The organism is uncultured Aquimarina sp. (genome assembly GCF_947492115.1).
Classification (GTDB): domain Bacteria; phylum Bacteroidota; class Bacteroidia; order Flavobacteriales; family Flavobacteriaceae; genus Aquimarina.
In genome coordinates, this window is the sequence record NZ_CANLMM010000014.1 from 1 (window position 1) to 20,995 (window position 20,995).

17 protein-coding genes and 1 tRNA gene are annotated in these 20,995 nt (G+C 32.5%); 15 read left to right on the forward strand and 3 right to left on the reverse strand.

Translation table 11 applies throughout. From position 1 onward, the window contains the following. Positions 1 to 102: 102 nt before the first annotated feature. The gene (locus tag Q1A73_RS23300; protein ID WP_299610866.1) at positions 103 to 2,049 is read right to left on the reverse strand and encodes a tetratricopeptide repeat protein; all 1,947 of its coding nucleotides are present in this window, start codon (positions 2,047 to 2,049) and stop codon (positions 103 to 105) included. 262 nt (positions 2,050 to 2,311) lie between these two features. On the opposite strand from Q1A73_RS23300, the gene thrS reads away from it, so the two are divergent. From thrS to Q1A73_RS23370, 14 genes are all read left to right on the forward strand, one after another. Continuing rightward, on the forward strand, positions 2,312 to 4,258 hold the full coding sequence (thrS, locus tag Q1A73_RS23305; RefSeq protein ID WP_299610868.1) for a threonine--tRNA ligase: 1,947 nt from the start codon (positions 2,312 to 2,314) through the stop codon (positions 4,256 to 4,258). 80 nt (positions 4,259 to 4,338) lie between these two features. Next, positions 4,339 to 4,854 (forward strand): translation initiation factor IF-3, encoded by a 516-nt coding sequence (gene infC, locus Q1A73_RS23310; protein WP_280139552.1) that lies wholly within the window; start codon positions 4,339 to 4,341, stop codon positions 4,852 to 4,854. Positions 4,855 to 4,905: 51 nt separating this feature from the next. After that, positions 4,906 to 5,103, forward strand: a complete 198-nt coding sequence (gene rpmI, locus Q1A73_RS23315) for a 50S ribosomal protein L35 (RefSeq protein ID WP_027394180.1) — start codon at positions 4,906 to 4,908, stop codon at positions 5,101 to 5,103. A gap of 107 nt (positions 5,104 to 5,210) precedes the next feature. After that, positions 5,211 to 5,555 carry a 50S ribosomal protein L20 gene (rplT, locus tag Q1A73_RS23320; RefSeq protein ID WP_219010935.1) on the forward strand — a complete coding sequence of 115 codons (345 nt, stop codon included), beginning with the start codon at positions 5,211 to 5,213 and terminating at the stop codon, positions 5,553 to 5,555. Between the two features lie 170 nt (positions 5,556 to 5,725). Continuing rightward, positions 5,726 to 6,532 (forward strand): RNA methyltransferase, encoded by an 807-nt coding sequence (locus Q1A73_RS23325; protein WP_299610875.1) that lies wholly within the window; start codon positions 5,726 to 5,728, stop codon positions 6,530 to 6,532. A gap of 59 nt (positions 6,533 to 6,591) precedes the next feature. After that, positions 6,592 to 7,824: a M48 family metallopeptidase gene (locus Q1A73_RS23330; protein WP_299610878.1), complete on the forward strand. Its 1,233-nt coding sequence runs from the start codon at positions 6,592 to 6,594 to the stop codon at positions 7,822 to 7,824. 138 nt (positions 7,825 to 7,962) lie between these two features. Next, complete coding sequence (locus Q1A73_RS23335; RefSeq protein ID WP_299610881.1) at positions 7,963 to 10,170, forward strand: RelA/SpoT family protein; 2,208 nt, start codon at positions 7,963 to 7,965, stop codon at positions 10,168 to 10,170. A gap of 84 nt (positions 10,171 to 10,254) precedes the next feature. Next, entirely contained in the window at positions 10,255 to 10,722 is a 468-nt protein-coding gene (locus tag Q1A73_RS23340; protein WP_299610884.1) for a transcriptional repressor, read from the forward strand. Continuing rightward, the gene (locus tag Q1A73_RS23345; RefSeq protein ID WP_299610886.1) at positions 10,722 to 11,993 is read left to right on the forward strand and encodes an adenylosuccinate synthase; all 1,272 of its coding nucleotides are present in this window, start codon (positions 10,722 to 10,724) and stop codon (positions 11,991 to 11,993) included. Before Q1A73_RS23340 ends, Q1A73_RS23345 begins: the two co-directional genes overlap by 1 nt. Before the next feature lie 183 nt (positions 11,994 to 12,176). Next, complete coding sequence (locus Q1A73_RS23350) at positions 12,177 to 12,566, forward strand: hypothetical protein (protein WP_299610888.1); 390 nt, start codon at positions 12,177 to 12,179, stop codon at positions 12,564 to 12,566. 220 nt (positions 12,567 to 12,786) lie between these two features. Then, positions 12,787 to 15,117: a TonB-dependent receptor gene (locus Q1A73_RS23355; protein WP_299610890.1), complete on the forward strand. Its 2,331-nt coding sequence runs from the start codon at positions 12,787 to 12,789 to the stop codon at positions 15,115 to 15,117. 101 nt (positions 15,118 to 15,218) lie between these two features. Beyond that, positions 15,219 to 16,466, forward strand: a complete 1,248-nt coding sequence (locus Q1A73_RS23360; RefSeq protein WP_299610892.1) for a PepSY domain-containing protein — start codon at positions 15,219 to 15,221, stop codon at positions 16,464 to 16,466. A gap of 69 nt (positions 16,467 to 16,535) precedes the next feature. Continuing rightward, positions 16,536 to 16,973, forward strand: coding sequence for a hypothetical protein (locus tag Q1A73_RS23365; protein WP_299610894.1), 438 nt, complete (start codon positions 16,536 to 16,538; stop codon positions 16,971 to 16,973). Positions 16,974 to 17,043: 70 nt separating this feature from the next. Further along, positions 17,044 to 17,853, forward strand: coding sequence for an OmpA family protein (locus Q1A73_RS23370; protein WP_299610896.1), 810 nt, complete (start codon positions 17,044 to 17,046; stop codon positions 17,851 to 17,853). Between the two features lie 64 nt (positions 17,854 to 17,917). Here the strand turns inward: Q1A73_RS23370 and Q1A73_RS23375 are convergent, their stop codons facing one another. Further along, positions 17,918 to 18,763, reverse strand: a complete 846-nt coding sequence (locus Q1A73_RS23375) for a helix-turn-helix domain-containing protein (protein WP_299610899.1) — start codon at positions 18,761 to 18,763, stop codon at positions 17,918 to 17,920. A 588-nt stretch (positions 18,764 to 19,351) separates the two neighbouring features. On the opposite strand from Q1A73_RS23375, the gene Q1A73_RS23380 reads away from it, so the two are divergent. After that, complete coding sequence (locus Q1A73_RS23380) at positions 19,352 to 20,761, forward strand: vanadium-dependent haloperoxidase (RefSeq protein WP_299610902.1); 1,410 nt, start codon at positions 19,352 to 19,354, stop codon at positions 20,759 to 20,761. A gap of 137 nt (positions 20,762 to 20,898) precedes the next feature. Here the strand turns inward: Q1A73_RS23380 and Q1A73_RS23385 are convergent. Further along, positions 20,899 to 20,973: transfer RNA gene (locus tag Q1A73_RS23385), tRNA-Pro, on the reverse strand. Positions 20,974 to 20,995 lie beyond the last annotated feature (22 nt).

Consider the following 20,995-nt stretch of genomic DNA (forward strand, 5'->3'; position numbering starts at 1 on the left):
CAACAAAAAAATACAACTATTTTTTAACCTTTTTGTAAAACACTCTAAACATTAAAGTTACAAATCAAAAAAAATAAAATATTTAGAAAAGGAACCAAAACATTATGCTTTTACTCCCGTAATTTCTATATCTAATATAGTACCTCTACCAATAACAGAATCCACAACTAAACTCCCGTTTAACTTTTTAAGCCTATCTCTTACACTCCTCAAGCCTATACCCTCTTGCTTTACCGCAGACTTAAACCCTACTCCATTATCTTCATAGATCATATGAAAGTTATTATTTAATAAATCTAACTGCAATGAAATCTCTGTTGCTTTTGCATGTTTCAATGTATTCGTTAACAATTCCTGAACAACTCTAAAAACTTCTAGTGACAATTTCTCATTCAGTTGATCTATTTCTTTTTTAGGAAATACACTTAATGTTATTTTAATATTACTATTTATAACCATTTCATTTAGATACTCCTCTAAAACCTCCGAGAATCTATTACCATAAAAATTATCAGGAATTAAATTATGAGAAATCTTTCTTACCAATTGATACGTTTCATCCACTTGTTTCTTAATTAAGCCTAAATCTTCATTCTGCTGAGTGTGCGAACCTAATTTTAGATTAATGGCCGCTAGATTACCACCTATACTATCATGCAAATCTTGCGCAATGCGTCTTCTTTCTGTGTTTTGAACATCTAAAGATGTTTTTATCAACTTTAATTCTTGTTCTTTAATCAACGATTTAATTCGCTCTTCATTAATTTCTTCCTGCTGTTTACTCAGCTTATTTTTCGCAGTCAATTTTTGCTTATATATAATGATAAGTATAATGCTCGAAATTGTTACTAATAAAAAACCATAAACAAGAAACCGCATATACCTTCTTTCAGATGTTAATAGATTATCTTTTATCTCCTGATTTTTACGCAATAACTCTATCTTTTTTTCACGATCAAGAATATCGTACTTTACTAATAACTCTGCAATCTCTTTATCCTTCTGTATTTTACGAAGACTATCTTTTAGCTGATATCTTAATGTAGTGTATTCTTCTGCTTCCTTATATTTATTTTGTTTTTTTAAAGTATTACTGAGGTTTTCTAAAATCTGAATTTCAATATCAATAAATCCTTTAGATTTTACTCTTTCTAACAAACCCGAATAGATTTCTATTGCTTTTTTGAAGTTATTTTTTTCATGGTAAGCTTGGGCCATTGTTATTCCTGACAACAGTACAAATTTCAAATTCTTATCTTCAAACATATTTTGTACGAGCTCACCATAATATATAGCCTCATCAAAATCACCCATTTTAAGATAACAGGCACTTATACTCTCTAAACAATATCCCCTAGCCTTATAACCTTCTGGCGCCTCACATGCTTTATTTAAATAAAACAAAGCTTCTTTAAATTTTCCTTTTCTAGAATAAATCTGCCCCAAATTGTTATACGAAAAATACACAGTACTATTATTCTTATCAACCTCTATACTTTTCTTATAATATGGTATTGCCTTATCATATTCTTTTTGATCCAAATAGTAATCCGCTAATCCTCTTATATGATGAACAGACATCTGATTACCCACTACTTTTTTCTCGTATAAATCCAACCCTTTTAAGTGGTATTCACCTCTTATAGTCACCAATCCCTTAAAACCATACCCAACAGCCAACATATTATAAGCTTTGCTTAACCATTGATAAGACAACGAATCTTTTTTTCCTATAGATAGTTCATAAATCTTATTTCCGTAATAAATGGTGGAATCGGCATATTCTTTTTCCATATAGTATCTCCCCAAGTAATCCAACCCCCAGATACGAGCCTTTTTATCATTTAATAAGGGTTTTACTAAAGGAAAGAATTCATCTGGGTTTAGATTATTCATATTCTTAAGTTTCTTCTCCAAATCCTTACGGACGTAATCTAACTCCTGAGAAAACATGGCTTGACAACCTAAAAACAATCCAATCAGAAATATTGTTTTTAAATAGTAATTATGAATGAAGATTTTCTGTTTTTCTGCAAGCGTGTTCATCATGAAATTGTAGGGCAAAGATGCTTACTCTTAACACAAATGAACAAAAAAGAATACATATCTCATTATTTGATGAAGTTTTTTTTAAAGATTTGATAAAAGAATTTGACACCTACTGATAGTATAGTATTCTTTTTCTACTGTAAAGGATGATATCAATTTTCCCTTTAATTGAATTCTTTATTTTATTTACTTTAAATAATTAGTAATTATTGTGAAGATTTTCATTATCGTATTATCTTTGCGCACTTAATAACAAATTATAATGATTAAGATCACCTTACCTGACGGTTCAGTTAGAGAATACAATAGCAGTTTAACTGCTATGGATGTAGCAAAAGATATAAGTGAAGGATTTGCAAGAAATGTTATTTCTGCAAAATTCAATGGTACCACTATAGAAACCTCTACAGAATTAACAACCGATGGTGATTTGGTATTATTTACCTGGAAAGATGATGAAGGTAAGGCGGCATTTAGACATTCTACTTCTCACGTATTAGCACAAGCCTTAGAAGAATTGTTTCCAGGAGTTAAACTCTCTATTGGTCCGGCGATTGATAATGGTTTTTACTATGATATAGACCTTGGAGATCAAACTATATCTGAAAAAGACTTCAAGAAAATTGAAGATAAAATGCTTGAGATTGCGAGAGGGAAACATGATTTTAAAATGAGATCTGTTTCCAAGGCTGACGCTTTAGCAAAATATAAAGAAGAAGGCAACGAATATAAAGTAGAGCTTATTGAAAACCTAGAGGATGGAACGATTACTTTCTGTGATCATGACACATTCACAGATTTATGTCGTGGAGGACACATTCCGAATACAGGAATCATAAAAGCTGTAAAGATCATGAGTGTTGCGGGTGCGTATTGGAGAGGAGATGAAAATAACAAGCAACTCACAAGAGTTTACGGAACTTCTTTCCCGAAGCAAAAGGAACTAAAAGAGTATCTTGAACTCTTAGAAGAAGCCAAAAAACGTGATCACAGAAAATTAGGTAAAGAACTTGGTTTTTTTACTTTTTCCCAAAGAGTAGGACAAGGATTACCTCTTTGGCTACCAAAAGGTGCCGCTCTTCGCGAACGTTTAGAGCAATTTTTAAAGAAAGCTCAGAAAAAAGCGGGTTACGAAATGGTTGTGACTCCTCATATTGGACAGAAAGAGCTTTACGTAACCTCTGGCCATTATGCTAAATATGGTGAAGACAGCTTCCAACCGATTAATACACCTGCAGATGGTGAAGAGTTTTTGTTAAAACCTATGAACTGTCCGCATCATTGTGAAATATACAAAAGTGGACCGTGGTCATATAGAGACTTACCAATTCGTTATGCTGAGTTTGGTACTGTATATCGTTATGAGCAAAGTGGAGAACTACATGGTCTTACTAGAGTAAGAGGATTTACGCAGGATGACGCACATATTTTCTGTACTCCTGATCAACTCGATGAAGAATTTAAAAAAGTAATCGATCTTGTACTTTATGTATTTGGCTCTCTTGGGTTTCAAAATTTTACTGCTCAAGTATCTGTTAGAGATCTCGATAAACCAGAAAAATATATTGGTGATGTTGTAAATTGGGAAAAGGCTGAAAATGCTATTATAAGTGCAGCGAAAGATAAAGGTTTAGACTATGTAGTTGAAAGTGGCGAAGCAGCATTCTATGGTCCTAAGCTCGACTTTATGGTCAAAGATGCTTTAGGAAGGAGTTGGCAATTAGGAACTATTCAGGTAGATTATAACTTACCAGAGCGTTTTGATTTAGAATATAAAGGTAGTGATAACGAAATGCACAGACCTATAATGATCCATAGAGCTCCTTTCGGAAGTATGGAAAGATTCATTGCAATCTTACTAGAACATACTGCTGGAAACTTTCCACTTTGGTTAATGCCCGAACAAGTTATTGTCCTATCAATCAGCGAGAAATATGAAAAATACGCTGAAAAAGTTTTAAATTTGTTAGAAAATAACGAAATTCGCGCCCTTGCCGATCATAGAAATGAAACCATGGGTAAAAAGATAAGAGAGGCAGAAATGAAAAAAATTCCTTACATTGTAATTGTAGGGGAACAAGAAGAGAAAAACAACACGATATCGGTTAGAAAACATGGAGGTGAAGATATCGGAGCGATTAGTATCGAAAAGTTCACAGAAATAATAACAGAAGAAATAAATAAGACGTTATTACCATTTAATGGATAACCGAAATAAATTTTAAGTTTAATTTAAATTTTTAAGTCATAGCAATAAGAAGAAGAAGGTCTCAGAAACCACTAAGAGTAATTAAAGAAGATGCTCACAGAATCAATCACAAAATTAGAGTTGATGAAGTGCGTCTTGTAGGCGACAATGTAGAAGTTGGTGTTTATCCAACTAAAAAAGCACTAGCACTTGCTGAAGAGCAAGAATTGGATCTTGTAGAAATTTCTCCAAAAGCGGTACCTCCTGTTTGTAAAATAATGGACTATAAAAAGTTCTTATACGAGCAGAAAAAAAGGGACAAAGCTCTTAAAACCAAAGCAACCAAAGTAACCATTAAGGAAATACGATTTGGTCCAAATACAGATGAACATGATTATGAGTTTAAGAAAAAACACGCAATCAAGTTTTTAAGTGAAGGAGCTAAATTAAAAGCTTATGTTTTCTTCAAGGGACGTTCTATTATTTATAAAGATCAGGGGCAAATTTTATTATTAAGACTTGCACAGGAACTTGAAGATTATGGTAAGGTAGAGCAAATGCCGAAACTAGAAGGGAAAAGAATGATTATGTTCATTGCACCTAAAAAGACTAAATAAGTAAAAAGAAGTTTAAAATAATAAGTGAGATTATTATAAAAACAAGGATCAATGCCTAAAATGAAAACAAAATCCAGTGCTAAAAAGCGTTTTAAGCTTACAGGAACTGGTAAAATCAAAAGAAAGCACGCTTTTAAGAGTCACATCTTAACAAAGAAGTCTAAAAAGCGTAAGCTAGCTTTAACGCACTCTACGTTAGTGCATAAAAGCGATGAAAATAGTATTAAAGAACAATTACGTTTAAAGTAATTATTTTTTAATCAGGTTAAAATTATTATAAACCCAGGAGTTGGGCCTTTTATAAAAAAGACAAAGTGTCAAATTATTGACCGCCTACTACTAAAAAATTTAAAATTATGCCAAGATCAGTAAATTCTGTTGCGAAAAGAGCTAGAAGAAAAAGAGTTCTTAAGCAAGCAAAAGGATACTTCGGACGTCGTAAAAACGTTTGGACAGTAGCAAAAAATGCAGTCGATAAAGCAATGTCATATGCTTATAGAGACCGCAGAAACAAAAAAAGAACTTTCCGTGCTTTATGGATCACTCGTATTAATGCAGGTGCTCGTTTACACGGTATGTCTTATTCTCAATTTATGGGAAAAGTGAAAGCTAATAATATCGAATTGAATCGTAAGGTTCTTGCAGATTTAGCAATGAACAACCCAGAAGCTTTTAAAGCGATTGTAGAAAAAGTAAAGTAATTTTTTAAACAATAATATTATCTCACTTATAAAAAAACCTCGTCATTTTTGACGAGGTTTTTTAATTGCATCTTGTTTTACAATAGTTTTCAATAAAATTAAAAGAACAATTATTGTATAGGAATAAGAATTACCTTTATTTTACGGATTGATCAAAAGTTATACGATTCATGCTCTTAATATCCAGTTTACAAAATCCAAAAATCAAGTTTTTACATCAGCTAAAAGAAAAATCTAGGTTACGTAAAAAAGAGCAAAAATTTGTGATCGAAGGAAAAAGAGAAATCTCTTTAGCTATTCATGGTGGATATCAGCTATTACAAATTTACTATTGCCCCACAATTATTCCGAATGAAGATGTATCCGCTATAATAGATAGAACTTCTCGTACTATTGACACTTTTGAAATTACTACAGAAATTTATCAAAAATTATCACATAGGTCAACTACCGAGGGAATTTTAGCCATTGCAAAATCTAAAGAAGCGTCATTAGACAATCTTGATTTAGATAATAAAAACCCATTGATTTTAGTGGCTGAATCCCCAGAAAAACCAGGGAATATAGGCGCGCTATTACGTACAGCAGATGCAGCAAAAGTGGATGCCGTTCTCATTGCTAATCCTCGAACAGATCTCTACAACCCAAATATCATTAGATCTAGTGTAGGATGTGTTTTTACAAATAACATAGCTATGGGCACAACTGCGGAAATAATCGCCTACCTAAATCATAGAAACATTGCTATTTATGGAGCTGCATTACAATCTTCAGAAAATTATTACACACAAAATTATACTAAACCAACAGCAATTGTCGTTGGTACTGAAGATAAAGGCTTAACCGATGAGTGGTTAAAGAACACTACCCAAAATATCAAAATCCCCATGAGTGGTGTTATAGATTCGATGAATGTTTCAGTAGCTGCAGGAATTTTAATTTTTGAAGCAAAACGGCAACGTGATTTTGTTGTCTGATATTTAAAAAATCATTAACTTACTTAACCTACAAATCCCAAAGCTACAAACCTATACAAATGACATCAAATATGCTCTTTAATCTATTGATAGCTATTATCATAATAGTTTTTCTCATAGATTCTTTACTAGATATACTGAATGCTAGGCATTACAACAATAACATCCCTGAAGAACTTTCTGATGTATATCCAGAAGATGAGTATCAAAAATCGATTGCGTATAAAGAAGCTAATTATAAATTCAAGTTAGTTTCCTCTTCTATTTCCTTATGTATCATGTTACTTTTCTTTTTCCTAGATGGTTTTGCGTGGGTGGATGGGATCGCAAGAAGTTTTTCTGACAACTCAATCGTAGTTGGGCTTATTTTTTTTGGGATCATTATGATCTGTAGTGATATACTATCTACTCCTGCATCGTATTACAAAATTTTTGTTATTGAAGAGCAATTTGGTTTTAATAAAACTACGATAAAGACCTTTTTCATAGATAAGATAAAAGGTATTGTGATGATGATTATTGTTGGAGGCGGACTATTAGCTCTAATTATGTGGTTTTATGAAATTACTGGTCAATATTTCTGGTTATACGCTTGGGCGCTTATCTCTATTTTTACACTTGCCATGAACATGTTTTATGCAAAACTTATAGTACCTTTATTTAATAAGCAAACACCTTTGGAGCCTGGAGAGTTAAGAGATACTATACAAGAATATTCAATGAACGTAGGTTTTCAGTTAAAGGATATTTTTGTTATTGATGGATCCAAAAGAAGTACTAAAGCCAACGCTTATTTTTCTGGTTTAGGTAGTGAAAAACGAATTACCTTATACGATACTTTGATTAAAGATTTAAACAAAGAAGAAATTGTAGCTGTACTTGCGCATGAAGTGGGACATTACAAAAAAAGACATGTAATTATCAATCTCCTTTTATCCATTTTACTAACAGGAATAACACTTTGGTTTTTGTCTCTTTTTATCGCAAACCCTCTTCTTTCTGAAGCTCTATCCGTAGAAGTTCCTTCTTTTCATATCGGATTAATAGCCTTTGGAATTTTATATAGTCCGATATCAGAAATTACAGGTCTAATTATGAACATTGTTTCTAGAGCATTTGAGTACCAAGCGGATGATTACGCAAAAAACTCTTATGATGGAGAAGCACTCATCAATAGTTTAAAAAAACTATCTAAAAACAACCTAAGTAATCTGACTCCACATCCAGCAATGGTTTTCATACATTACTCACATCCAACACTTTTGCAAAGGATTAAAAACATACGCAAATAAATCAAGTGAAATAGACTTGGTGGTTACAATTCTTAGTTGTATTTTTAACTATTACTCTAGTATTTTTCTAGACAAGAAAATTTCTGGAGTTTTTCGCACAATCATATTGAAAAAGGCTTTCTAAGAAAACTTTGTAGTATGACCGAAGCCGCTATAGAACAGGAAAACAAACAAATTGCAAAGCAATATAAAGAATTGCTTCGTATAAGTTATAGAGACCTAAGTAAGGATGATAAGAAACTTATACGACAAGCATTCGATGTTGCTGTAGATGCGCATAAAGACCAACGTCGAAAAAGTGGAGAAGCCTATATCTTCCACCCTATTGCTGTTGCTAAAATTGTAGCAAGTGAAATTGGGCTAGATGCCACTTCCATAGCTGCAGCATTGTTACACGATGTTGTAGAAGATACCGAATATACCTTAGTGGATATCGAGCAAATGTTTGGAGAAACAGTTGCTCGAATTGTAGATGGATTGACAAAAATATCTTCTCTAAAAAAGGATAAAGATATTTCGCTACAAGCGGAAAATTTCAGGAAGATGCTACTTACCCTTAATGATGATGTTAGGGTTATTATCATTAAAATTGCCGATCGACTACATAATATGCAAACTATGGATGCGATGCGACCAGATAAACAGGTCAAAATTGCTTCCGAAACATTATATATTTATGCTCCTTTAGCTCATAGAATTGGGCTTTATAATATTAAAACAGAGTTAGAAGACTTAGGATTAAAATACACAGAACCTGAGGTATACAAGGACATTTTTGAAAAAATAAAAGAAAGTAAAGAAGAGCAAGATGCTTATATCAAAAGGTTTTCTGATAAGATCAAAGAAGGATTAGACAAAGAAGGGCTAGATTACGAAATCAAAGGAAGACCTAAATCTATCTTTTCTATTAGACGTAAAATTGTAAAACAAAATATTTCCTTCGATGAAGTATATGATAAATTCGCAATTCGAATTATCTATAAAGCGGAAGATATTGAAAATGAAAAGTTCATTGCTTGGAAAATCTATACTATTGTTACCGATTATTATCGCCCTAATCCAATAAGGCTTCGAGATTGGATTTCTCAACCAAAATCTACTGGTTATGAAGCATTACACATTACTGTTATTGGTCCAGATAGCAGATGGGTAGAAGTACAAATTCGTAGTGAGCGTATGCATGAAATTGCGGAAAAAGGTTATGCTGCCCACTATAAATATAAAAACACCGAAGAAAAACAAGATCAAGGATTAGATGGTTGGTTAAACAGGCTCCAAGAAGCATTAGAAAACTCTGAGGCAAATGCGGTAGATTTTGTAGAAGAGTTTAAATTAAACCTATATTCCAAAGAAATCTTTGTTTTTACTCCAGAAGGTGATCTTAAATCACTACCAAAAGGAGCTACCGCTTTAGATTTTGGTTTTAGTGTTCATACAGAAGTTGGACTTAGAACCAGAGGCGCACGAGTAAATAATAAATTAGTCCCACTAAGTCATGAACTAAAAAGTGGAGATCAGGTCGAAATCATAACCTCTGCAAAATCAAAACCAACATCGACTTGGTTAGATTATGCTACCACTGCAAGAGCACGATCTAAAATTAAATCTGCTCTACGAGATGAGAAAAAACAGATCGCCGAAGAAGGAAAAGTAATCCTTAAAAGAAAACTACGCTCTCAAAAAATCACTATGGGAGAAAAAGTGGTTAATGAACTGGTTTTATATTTTAAATTAAAAACTAGTCAAGATCTTTTCTATAGAGTTGGAATAGGTACGATCGATAACCAGAAAATCAAGGAGTTTGCTACTGCGCGAAGTAATGTTTTTATGAATTTTATTAAAAACAGAATTCGTCGTGGCAATGCAAAAGATGTCAACAAAGATGAAATTACTTCTAAATATGATTTATTAGTATTTGGTAAAGACTCAGAAAAATTAGAGTACAAACTATCTAATTGTTGTAATCCTATTGCAGGAGACAATGTTTTTGGTTTTATTACTGTAAATGAAGGTATTAAAGTTCATAAAAAGGACTGCCCGAATGCCTTACAAATGCAGAGCAATTATGCTTACAGAATTATTCAAGCAAAGTGGATAGATTCTAGCCAAGAAGAGTTCAAGGCAGTAATTAGACTTAACGGAATTGATAATATCGGTGTAGTTAATGAGGTGACACAGATCATTTCTAATAATATGCACCTAGCTATTTACAATATGAATTTTGATACTAATGACGGTGTTTTTACAGGAAAAATAACCGTTGGTGTGAAAAACAAAAATACTCTTAAGACTGTTATTCAAAATCTTTCTAAGATCAATGGAATCGACAAAGTCATTCGAGAATAATTGATCTTACTTTTTTATTAATAAGTATTCATAAATTGGTCTCTCACTAATAAAAAATAATGTAAATTTGTTTTTTAAATCATTATGAGTACCAAAACAACTACGCAAAACGATCAAAATATCGTTAAAAATGTGTTTACTAGTTTTCTAGAAGAAAACGGTCATAGAAAAACACCTGAGCGTTACGCTATACTTCAAGAAATATATGAAAGTGAAGAACATTTTGATATAGAATCACTTTACATCAAAATGAAAAACAAAAACTATCGTGTTAGTAGAGCTACTCTATATAATACTATAGAATTACTCTTGGATTGCAAATTAGTACGTAAGCATCAATTCGGTCAGAGTCAGGCACAATACGAAAAATCTTATTTCGATAGACAACATGACCATCTTATCTTAACAGATTCTGGTGATGTTTTAGAGTTTTGTGATCCTAGAATACAATCCATAAAAAAAACAATCGAAGAAATTTTTGATGTAGAAATAACAAATCATTCATTGTATTTCTACGGAACTAAAAAGAAACCAACTAATCAAGAAAACTAATGGCGGTAAACTTATTACTTGGTCTTCAGTGGGGAGACGAAGGTAAAGGAAAAATTGTAGACGTTCTTACAAAAAATTATGATATTATAGCGAGATTCCAAGGCGGACCAAATGCGGGACATACCTTAGAATTTGACGGAATCAAACATGTTTTACACACGATTCCTAGTGGAATTTTTCATGATAAAGCTGTTAACTTAGTAGGAAACGGTGTGGTAATCGATCCGGTAATCTTTAAAAAAGAACTTGATAATCTTGCAAAGTTTAATATCGATTACAAATCAAAACTTCTTATATCCAGAAAAGCACATTTAATTTTACCAACACATAGAATTCTAGATGCGGCCTCAGAAGCTTCTAAAGGAAAAGCGAAAATAGGTTCTACACTAAAAGGAATTGGTCCTACATATATGGATAAAACGGGTAGAAATGGTATTCGTGTTGGAGATCTAGAATTAAGCGACTGGAAAGAACGTTATCGCAATCTTGCGAATAAGCATGAGGCGATGATCGATTTCTATGATGCAAAAATCGAATACGATTTACAAGAACTAGAGCAAGATTTTTTTGAAGCTGTAGAAACTCTAAAATCATTAACATTTATTGATAGTGAAGAATATCTACATAAAGCGCAAAAAGATGGTAAGAAAATATTAGCTGAAGGAGCACAAGGTTCATTATTAGATATTGATTTTGGAACATATCCGTTTGTAACTTCTTCTAATACTACTGCTGCTGGTGCTTGTACTGGTTTAGGTGTGGCTCCTAATAAAATCAAAGAAGTATTTGGAATCTTTAAAGCATATACCACACGTGTAGGAAGTGGTCCTTTTCCAACTGAATTGTTTGATGAAGATGGAGAAACAATGGGACGTGTTGGGAACGAGTTTGGTGCTACTACTGGTAGACCTCGTAGATGTGGTTGGTTAGATTTAGTAGCCCTAAAATATGCTGTTCATGTTAATGGAGTTACACAATTAATGATGATGAAAGGTGATGTTTTAAGTGGTTTTAATACGCTTAAGGTTTGCACCGCTTATAAATATAAAGGAGAAACTATTGATCACCTTCCTTATAATATCGAACCAGAGAATGTTACTCCAATCTACTCAGAAATGAAAGGTTGGTCGGAAGATCTTACTAAGATGAGTGATAAATCAGAATTTCCTAAGGAATTAAATGAGTATATCGAGTTTTTAGAAAAAGAATTAGAAACTCCTATTACTATCGTTTCTGTAGGACCTGATAGAACACAAACAATTCACAGGTAAAACTATCGATTTTTATAATATTAAATCTCTCAAATGACAATGATTTGAGGGATTTTTTTGTTTATCAAAACAAACTAGCAATTAAAACTTCTTTGATAAACATTCACATTTTTTATAGTTTGGCTTTCTATTAATTTCTGTCTAGAGTAGTATATTTGCAAAAAATATTAGAACCTACACTCTTTGAGAGTCTTTTTTTCCATATTAATCTTTATTGCCTTTGTGTTACGACCTACTATAGAAATTAGTAACATACTCTATTATCAATTAAATATTGATAGTATTATAGAGAAGTATTGTATTAATAAAGAAAGACCCAAGTTAAACTGTAACGGTAAGTGTTATTTGATGACTCAGATGAAAATGAGTTCGATGGCTGATAATAACAATTCAGAAGCTTCGATTCCAATTCTAGAAGCTTTTCTCCCATTATTTTTTGAGGATAACACATTATGTATAGCAAGTGTTCCTAATTTTCAGTTCTCACTTCAAAAAAATTGGAAACCGATGAACTTTCATCCAAAAGATGTTTCCAAAGTTATAGATCATCCGCCAGAGATATATTTTTCATAATTATCAATCACTAATTGATTGTGATTTTTTTACAAACCGCTTATAACAATTATTTGTGGGCACAATACTCTATGCATTATTGTAACAAAAAGCTAAGAATTTTTTGATGGTTTTATATACCTAAAAATGAATTCGTGATAGCGTATTAATTTAACTCTAATCATTCAACTTAACAAATAAGCACACATCAGTCTAAACTGATTGCTTACAGAATTTAATAATGAAAAATATCATACTATTAGCTATACTTCTTTGTGTAGGAGTATATAGCTATGCACAAACTTTTCAAGGAAAAGTTGTGGATAATTCTAACAATCCATTACCAGGAGCAACCATATCGGAAACCAGTACACCTTCTAATGGTGTAATGTCAGATCTAAATGGATCTTTTGAAATTAACCTTCAAAACTCAACTAAAGTAACCGTTAGTTTTTTAGGATACATTACCAAAACAGTACAGCTTACAACTGGAACAAATATCATTCGCTTAACTGTTGACAACGTAGCTTTAGAAGAAGTATTAGTAACGTCAGCTAGTAGAGAAATTCAGAAACGTTCTGAAGTACCTGGATCTATTGCTACGATATCTGCCAAAAACATAGAAGAAACCAAAGCTTTTGGTATCGATCAATTAGTAAATCAAGTACCAGGTGTTTTTATGTCTACATCCAGAGCTGCGAGTAATGAACAACATTTTATGGCTGTTCGATCTCCGATCTCCACAAAAGCATTGTTCCTATATCTAGAAGATGGATTACAGATTCGTCCTACTTCTGTATTTAATCATAACGCTTTACTAGAGATGAACGATGTTTCTTATGAGCGAATTGAAGTTCTAAAAGGTCCTGCTTCAAGTATCTACGGAAGTGAATCTATCGGAGGTAGCTTTAATTTCATCACCAAGAATCCAACAGAAAGTCTAAGCGGAAGTCTAGGATTCCAAATTAATGATATCGGTTTATCTCGTTATGAATTAGAAGTATCTGATAAAACAAGTGATAACTTCGGTTTTTATTTAGGAGGTCATTATGTACAAAGAGAAAATGGGACAATAGAACATAGTGATTATGAAAAACTTGCTGTGACTTTTAAAACTGTCTATGACTTCTCCCCTTCTACAAAATGGACTACGGTTTTAGATATCATAGACTATAGATCAGACATGACCGGTTCTCTTAGTGAATCAGATTACTTAGGAGGAAACTTTGAAAGTGATCAAACATTTACAGAGCGAGAAGCTTTGGCTTTAAGAGTCAGAACTACCTTAGATAAGTTCTGGAATGAAAATAATAAGACATCATTCAATTTTATATTCAGGGATAATACTATGGATCAAAATCCGTCATATAGAGTTCGTCAGTTTAGAGATCAAGGACAGTTAACAGGTTTTGGATCTGGAGAAGTAAACTCTAATCAATTTAAAAGTTTTGTGGGATTGATTCAGCATAAACTAGATTTCAACTTTGCAAATTCATCATTAATTCTTGGCGCGACTGGAGATTTTTCTCCTCAGAAATACGTTGCCGAAACTACCAGTATTATTGTTGATCCCGAAACCGGAAGAAATATTGACTTCAGTATTAATTCTGGAGATTTTCTGTTAAACTACGAAGCAGATATCTTTAATTATGCGGGATTTTTACAGTATGAAATTTCTCCTATCGATCCACTAAAAATTACCGCAGCAATACGATATGACGGTTTTGAATATGATTACGATAACAAAGCAGATGGTATTGTAGGTGTAGAAGATACCGTTGATAATTTTAACAATCTAACTCCTAAACTTGGAATTAATTATAATTTCTCTTCCAAAGCTGGAATGTACGCAAATTACTCTCAAGGTTTTACGCCTCCGCAAGTATCTACATTATATAGAAATACAAATCAAGTACAGGGAATAAAACCTAGTCGATATAATAACTATGAAATTGGAGGATATTTTACGATTCCTTCTAAACTAAAACTAGATGCTGCCGTATATCTATTAGAAGGTAAAAATACTTTAATCACTTTACGAGATGATGATGACAACTTTTTTAATACGAATGCTGGTAAAACCAGATCTTATGGTATAGAATATGGAGTTACATGGAACGTATTAAAAGAGTTATCTATATCTCATAATGGTAGTTATGCAAAACATCGTTATGTAGACTTTTTTGATAGTGGAATTGATTACTCAGATACCGAAAGAGAAACAGCACCTAATCTATTAGGAACTTCAGGAATTACATATCGTAATACCTTTGGAAAACTTGGTTTTACGATTACCGCAGAACACGAACTTGTTGGAGAATACAATACAAGCTTTGAAAATCAAGTGGAAAATGAAGATGGAACTTTTGGGACAGCAACCTATGATGGACATAATGTATTTAATCTCAGAGCTACTTTTAATTATAAAGGCATTGAAATTTGGGGGCATGCACTAAATGTTTTTGATGAATTATATGCTGCCAGAACCTCTTTCAACAGATTTAGAGGAGAAAATAGTTTTACGATTGGAAATCCTAGAGCATTTCATCTGGGGATGAGATATAATTTTTAATAAACCATTTAAACGAATTTCTGCTGCTACAATAACCAATATAGCATATCTATTAAAGTGTAGCAGTAGACTTTTTAAGTTTTCTTTTTAATAATTACATTATGAAAAAAAAATCGAAATTGAATGCTTGGCTTTGGAAATGGCACTTTATAGCAGGATTAATATCGCTTCCGTTTGTTCTTTTGCTTTCTTTAACCGGAATCATTTATTTGTTTAAATCGGATTATGAAACGCCCAGACAAAAACATATTAAAGAAGTTACGGTTACAGGAACTCCCATTTCATTACAAGAACAATGGGATATTGCAAATAAAAACGCTATTAAGAAACCAAACTCACTTGTATTAAAAATATCTCCAAACCAAGCCACAGAGTTTGTTTCTGGAAGATTTAGTAATAAAAGTAGCATTTTTATCAACCCTTATACTGGTGAAGTTTCTGGAGAAATCATCGGAAAAAATACTACCATGTATAGCATACGAAAATTACACGGAGAATTACTAATGGGTGGATTCGGCACTAAAATCATTGAGCTTATTGCAAGTTGGATGGTTGTACTCATTGTAACTGGATTATACATTTGGTGGCCAAAAAGAGGATGGAAATTAAAAGGGTACTTTATACCAAGAACCAATATAGACAAAAGAACATTTTACAGAGATTTACATGCAGTTTCTGGATTTTGGATATCCATCCTATTGCTAATGATTCTTGCTGGAGGTTTTCCATGGACGGATGTTTTTGGGCAAAATTTTAAAACCATACAAAAAGTAACAAACACCGGATATCCCAGTACATGGCACGGACATCAACTAAAATCTACTATTTCTGGAAAAGCTTTTACACTAGATCAAATGGTAGTTACCGCAAAAGCTTTAGAGCTATCAGGAGTTGTAAGCTTAGGATTTCCGAAAGGACCATCTGGAGTGTTTAGCGTTTCAAACTTCAATCCTTCAGACTTAACATCTCAACAGAGTATCCACTTTGATCAATATTCAGGAGAACCTATACTCAAGCACACCTGGAAAGATGTAGGGATTTTAATGAGAGGACGAATGTGGTTTATGGCTTTTCATCAAGGAGAGTTTGGAGGTTGGAATTGGTGGTTAATTCTAATCACAGCCATTTTATTAACCATTATGAGTGTTTCAGCTTTAGCATCATATATATTAAGAAAAAGAAAGGGAAGCTGGGGAGTTCCAAAAGTTCCTGCTTCCTTTAAAGTTGGGTACGGAGTTATACTACTAATTGGTATATTATCTATTATTTTTCCGTTGTTTGGTGCCAGTATTCTAATCATTTTAGCAATAGAATATCTAAGAAAATACAGATTCTCTAAAATTTCTTAATCCATTATGATGATAGTAAGCCGATTATTTAAAAAAACAATACATTTGAAATATTAAAAAAACATACCAATGAATACCAATAAGTTATGGTCCCTATTATTAATCGTGGGACTTATTTTCAATTTTTCTTGTAATGAATTATCTAAAGAAGAACAAGAATTCGATGCACTTATGCAAAAAGTAATCGATGTTCATGATGAAGTAATGCCCAAAATGGGAACAATGAGTTCTTTAATAAAAGAATTAGGTACTAAAATTGATACTACAGCCGCTGGAAAAAATTATGAAAAAGCACAAAAGGATCTAAAAGACTCTTACGATTTTATGATGGATTGGATGAGTGATTTTAGTTCTAAATTTCCACATGGAGAAGATGTTACTACCGAGGATATGGAAAAATTTACTGCTAAGATGAATATCTTAAAAGAAGAAGAAGTAGAAGTAAATAAATTGAAAGAGCAAATCAATTCTAGCATTGCAACTGCAGAAAAGCTGCTAAAAAAGTAGTAATCCTCTTTTGAAAAGCATAGTTTATAAAATTGTTTATTTTTGCCACTGCAACAAATCGCTTAAACCCATGAGAAAAATTATTTTATTAGCCTCTGTACTTTTTTTAACCAATACTGTGGTACAAGCTCAAAAAAAGAAAGATTTATTAGCTGAAATTGATAAGCTTAGACAAGAACTTAGAACTAAAGATGGAGAGCTTGTAGAAGCCAGAAAGAATGAAAGAGTAAGTCAGTCCAAAGTAAAAACTATGGAAGCACAGGTAGCAGATCTTAAAGAGACCAATGCTACTCTGCTTGCTAACATGAATAGTTTTACTGAATTATCAAACAAAAAAGCGAGTAATCTACAGACATCTCAAGAGATTATAAAGGAAAAAGATAGACAATTAAACGTTATTAACGATGCAATAACTGCCAATGACTCTATTAACCTTGCTGTATTTAGCAAATTTAAAAACGCTATCGGTGGTGATAATCTAAAAATTAGTAACGGTACTATCCATATTATTTTACCAAATACTACTCTTTTTGGAGAAAATGATAAAAGTTATATCGTTGATGATAAGGCGAAACCTACACTAGAAAAAATTGCGGCAACATTAAATGCGAATCCTGATTTAAACATAATCGTAGAAGGAAATAGTAATGCCTTAAAATTAGATGGCAAAAAGTTAATCGATAATTGGGATTTAAGTTCTAGACAAGCTGCTTCTGTAGTTAGAGTACTACAGACAGATTATAAAGTAGATCCTAAAAGAATGGAAGCTTTAGGAAAGAGTGAGTATGGTACCGAAGGAATTGAAACTGTCACTAGGATTATCATAGATCCTAAGTTTAATGACTTTTACAATTTGGTAAAAGACAATATGAAGAATTAAATAAAATTCTATTTATAACTGAAAAACCATCTGCCTGAGGTAGATGGTTTTTTTATATCTTTTTTTATGAGCTTGCTAATTTTTTACTCTTAAATTCTGATGGGTTCGATCCAGCGTGTTTTTTGAAAAATTTCGAAAAATGGCCTGCTTCTTTATATCCCAACTCATAAGCAATTTCTTCTGATGTTTTATCAGAGTATAATAATAACCTTTTTGCTTCTACAACAATACGTTCATTAATCGTAGCTAATGGAGACTTATCACTGTACTTATGAAATAAGTTGGATAATGTCTTAGGAGATTTAAAAAGTAAATCCGCATAATCAGCTACTTGATGTTTTTCTCTAAAATGCTTTTCGACAAGAACATTAAATCTTCGAATAATATCTAATTGATTATTGGGCAATCCAGGATCTGGTAATTCTTGTTTAATCAGTCTCCTCGATTTAATTAAAAAACTTTTAAGGAGTGTTCTCAACATTTCACCTTGTATTTGATCCTTATTCTTAAATTCTTCCTCAAAAGAGTCAAACATAGAGCAGAAACTATCTTTATCCTTACCTTTTAATGTTAATATTTGCGGAACCGAAGAACCAAAAAACAAAAAACCATTACAAGAAACTTCCTGATCATGATCCTGAATACAATAGAACTCTCTATTAAAAACTAAAGAAACAATCCCTTCAGTATCCTTATCTATTTCTAACACATTAATAGGTGTACAAAAAATGATCTGATCTTTCTCTAATTCGATCAGTGAACCATCAACTCTAAAACTTACAGCTTGTCCTCGACTCCATAGAATTTTATAAAGTCCTTTATCTTTCAGTAAATCTAAAGCAGGAGTACAATTAAAGTCGGTTAGAATAAAGGTGCTCTCATCTTTTATACTAGCATAATCTAATCTCATATTCAAATTAACAAATAAATTTCATCATAAAATAAAAATCCTTTGTTCTTAAGGAATAATTTACATTCTTTAACCTTTTCTAATTTTCAAAAACATAGAATTACTTTAATAGGTTAAATTCATATCATCCTTCAAAAAGTATTTTCTATTTCGTCATAATTTTTTTCTTTTCCTTTCTCTTTTTTTAAAATAATTATGGGTTTCACATTACTCCTAAAATGGTGAACCACAACTGTTATGATTTTAGGTAAAAATGCTCATTTACTGAAAATAAACATCGATTCACTGAAGATAAAACATCATTCAATAGTCCTCGGAAACATTCTGCTGAAAGGGTAATATCCCCTTGCAATATAAATCCAAGATCTTAAGTTATTCTTTCTGTAACACACTTAGCTAAGCTTCGAAAAAGGTTTGTATATCCGCTCTAAAAATGTTCGAGCAAACTATAACAAATTCCTTTTTGAATTCAACACTTACATTTTTTAAAAATTGCTTGGTACCAAAGCAATTTTTAAAGGAAAATAATCTTCTTTTTCTAACATGAAAGGTGAAGATTTTTAGTCTAACAATTAACTATTCAAATTTATGAAACTAACAAATTTCAGAATACTACTGATATTCTCGATAACAGCAATTTTAATACAATCTTGTTCTTATGATAATGAGGAATTAGATGAAGAAGCTTTAGGATCCGAAAGTATTGACGATGCTAGTAAAGGATCCAATGATTCTGATACTACTACTGATCTAATTATGGATTGGAATTCTTTATGGGTAGAACTAGATCAACATGCCTTCGGAATGCGACCAAATGCCACTGCAAGAGCTTTGGCGTATATACACTTGGCTGCATATGAAACTGCTGTACAAGATATGCGTGGATATAGATCTGTAGAAAACAGATTTGATGAATTACAAATAGACCAACGAGAAAGAGACAGAAATATCAGTTTAGATCTGGCATTAAACACGTGCTATGCTCTTGTCTTTGATCATTTCATGAATAACATTGATCCTATAATAGACGCTAAAATTGGTCAATTACAATCCGAATATGAAGACGAGCTTTCTAAACGCTTAAGAAGACGTGACATCCGAAATTCTATTGAATGGGGAACTCATGTGGCAGAACAAGTTATTGCATATAGCCAAACAGACACTGAAGCTGAAACACAAATTCTAGAGCCACAACCATTAGATTATGAACCTCCTATTGGTCCAGGTTTATGGAGTTATAGCGCAGAGCAAGAACGTGGTTTATTTCCTTATTGGGGAAAAGTAAGGACTTTTATAATTTCTTCTGAAGAAACAAGCAGTATTCCACCACCAATTACTTATAGTACCGATCCACAAAGCGATTATTATGCTGAGATGGATGAAGTTTATACTGTAAGTACAAAAGCCGCTGAAGAAAATAACGAAGATCTATGGATCGCAGAATTTTGGTCTGATGATGTTGAAGGTTTAATGGTAAGTCCTCCAGGTAGGCAAATCGCTATTGCCTATCAACTTATTGATCAATATAACCTTGATTATGCTAAATCATTGGCGATGTTACTCAAATTAGGTTTTTCTCTAAATGATGCTGCAGTTTCATCTTGGGCAGATAAATATGAATATTTAGTTATGCGTCCTAGTGTATATATTCAGGAGTTTATTAATCCTGATTATCAGACAAATTTATTCAAGTTTATTTTTTGGCCAAATCCAACATTTCCTGGCTACCCATCTGGCCACTCAACATTTGCATCTGCTGCTGCAGGAATATTCATAGATGAGTTTGGAAACGATATTAACTTTACAGATCGTACACACGAAGGAAGAACTGAGTTTTTAGGAGATCCAAGACAATTTGATTCCTTTTCTGAAATGGCAGAAGAAAATGCATTCTCCAGAATTCCTCTGGGAGTTCATATTAGAATGGACTGTGTAGAAGGATATCGTCTAGGTTATGAAATATCAGATGCAGTGAATAAATTCCGATTAAGGAACTAGTAGTACTGGTATCAAATAACTTGCTATAAAACTGCTCTTTTGCTTTTCTAAAATGATCATGAATATTGATCTTTTGTAAAAGAAAAAAGAAAAATAAAATCCAATAGTCTACTAAATCAGACTATTGGATTTTTTTGTCGGGTAGAGAGGATTCGAACCTCCGATCTCTGGTCCCCCAGACCAGCACTTTAACCGGACTAAGCTACTACCCGAAAATGGGACACAAATATAAAA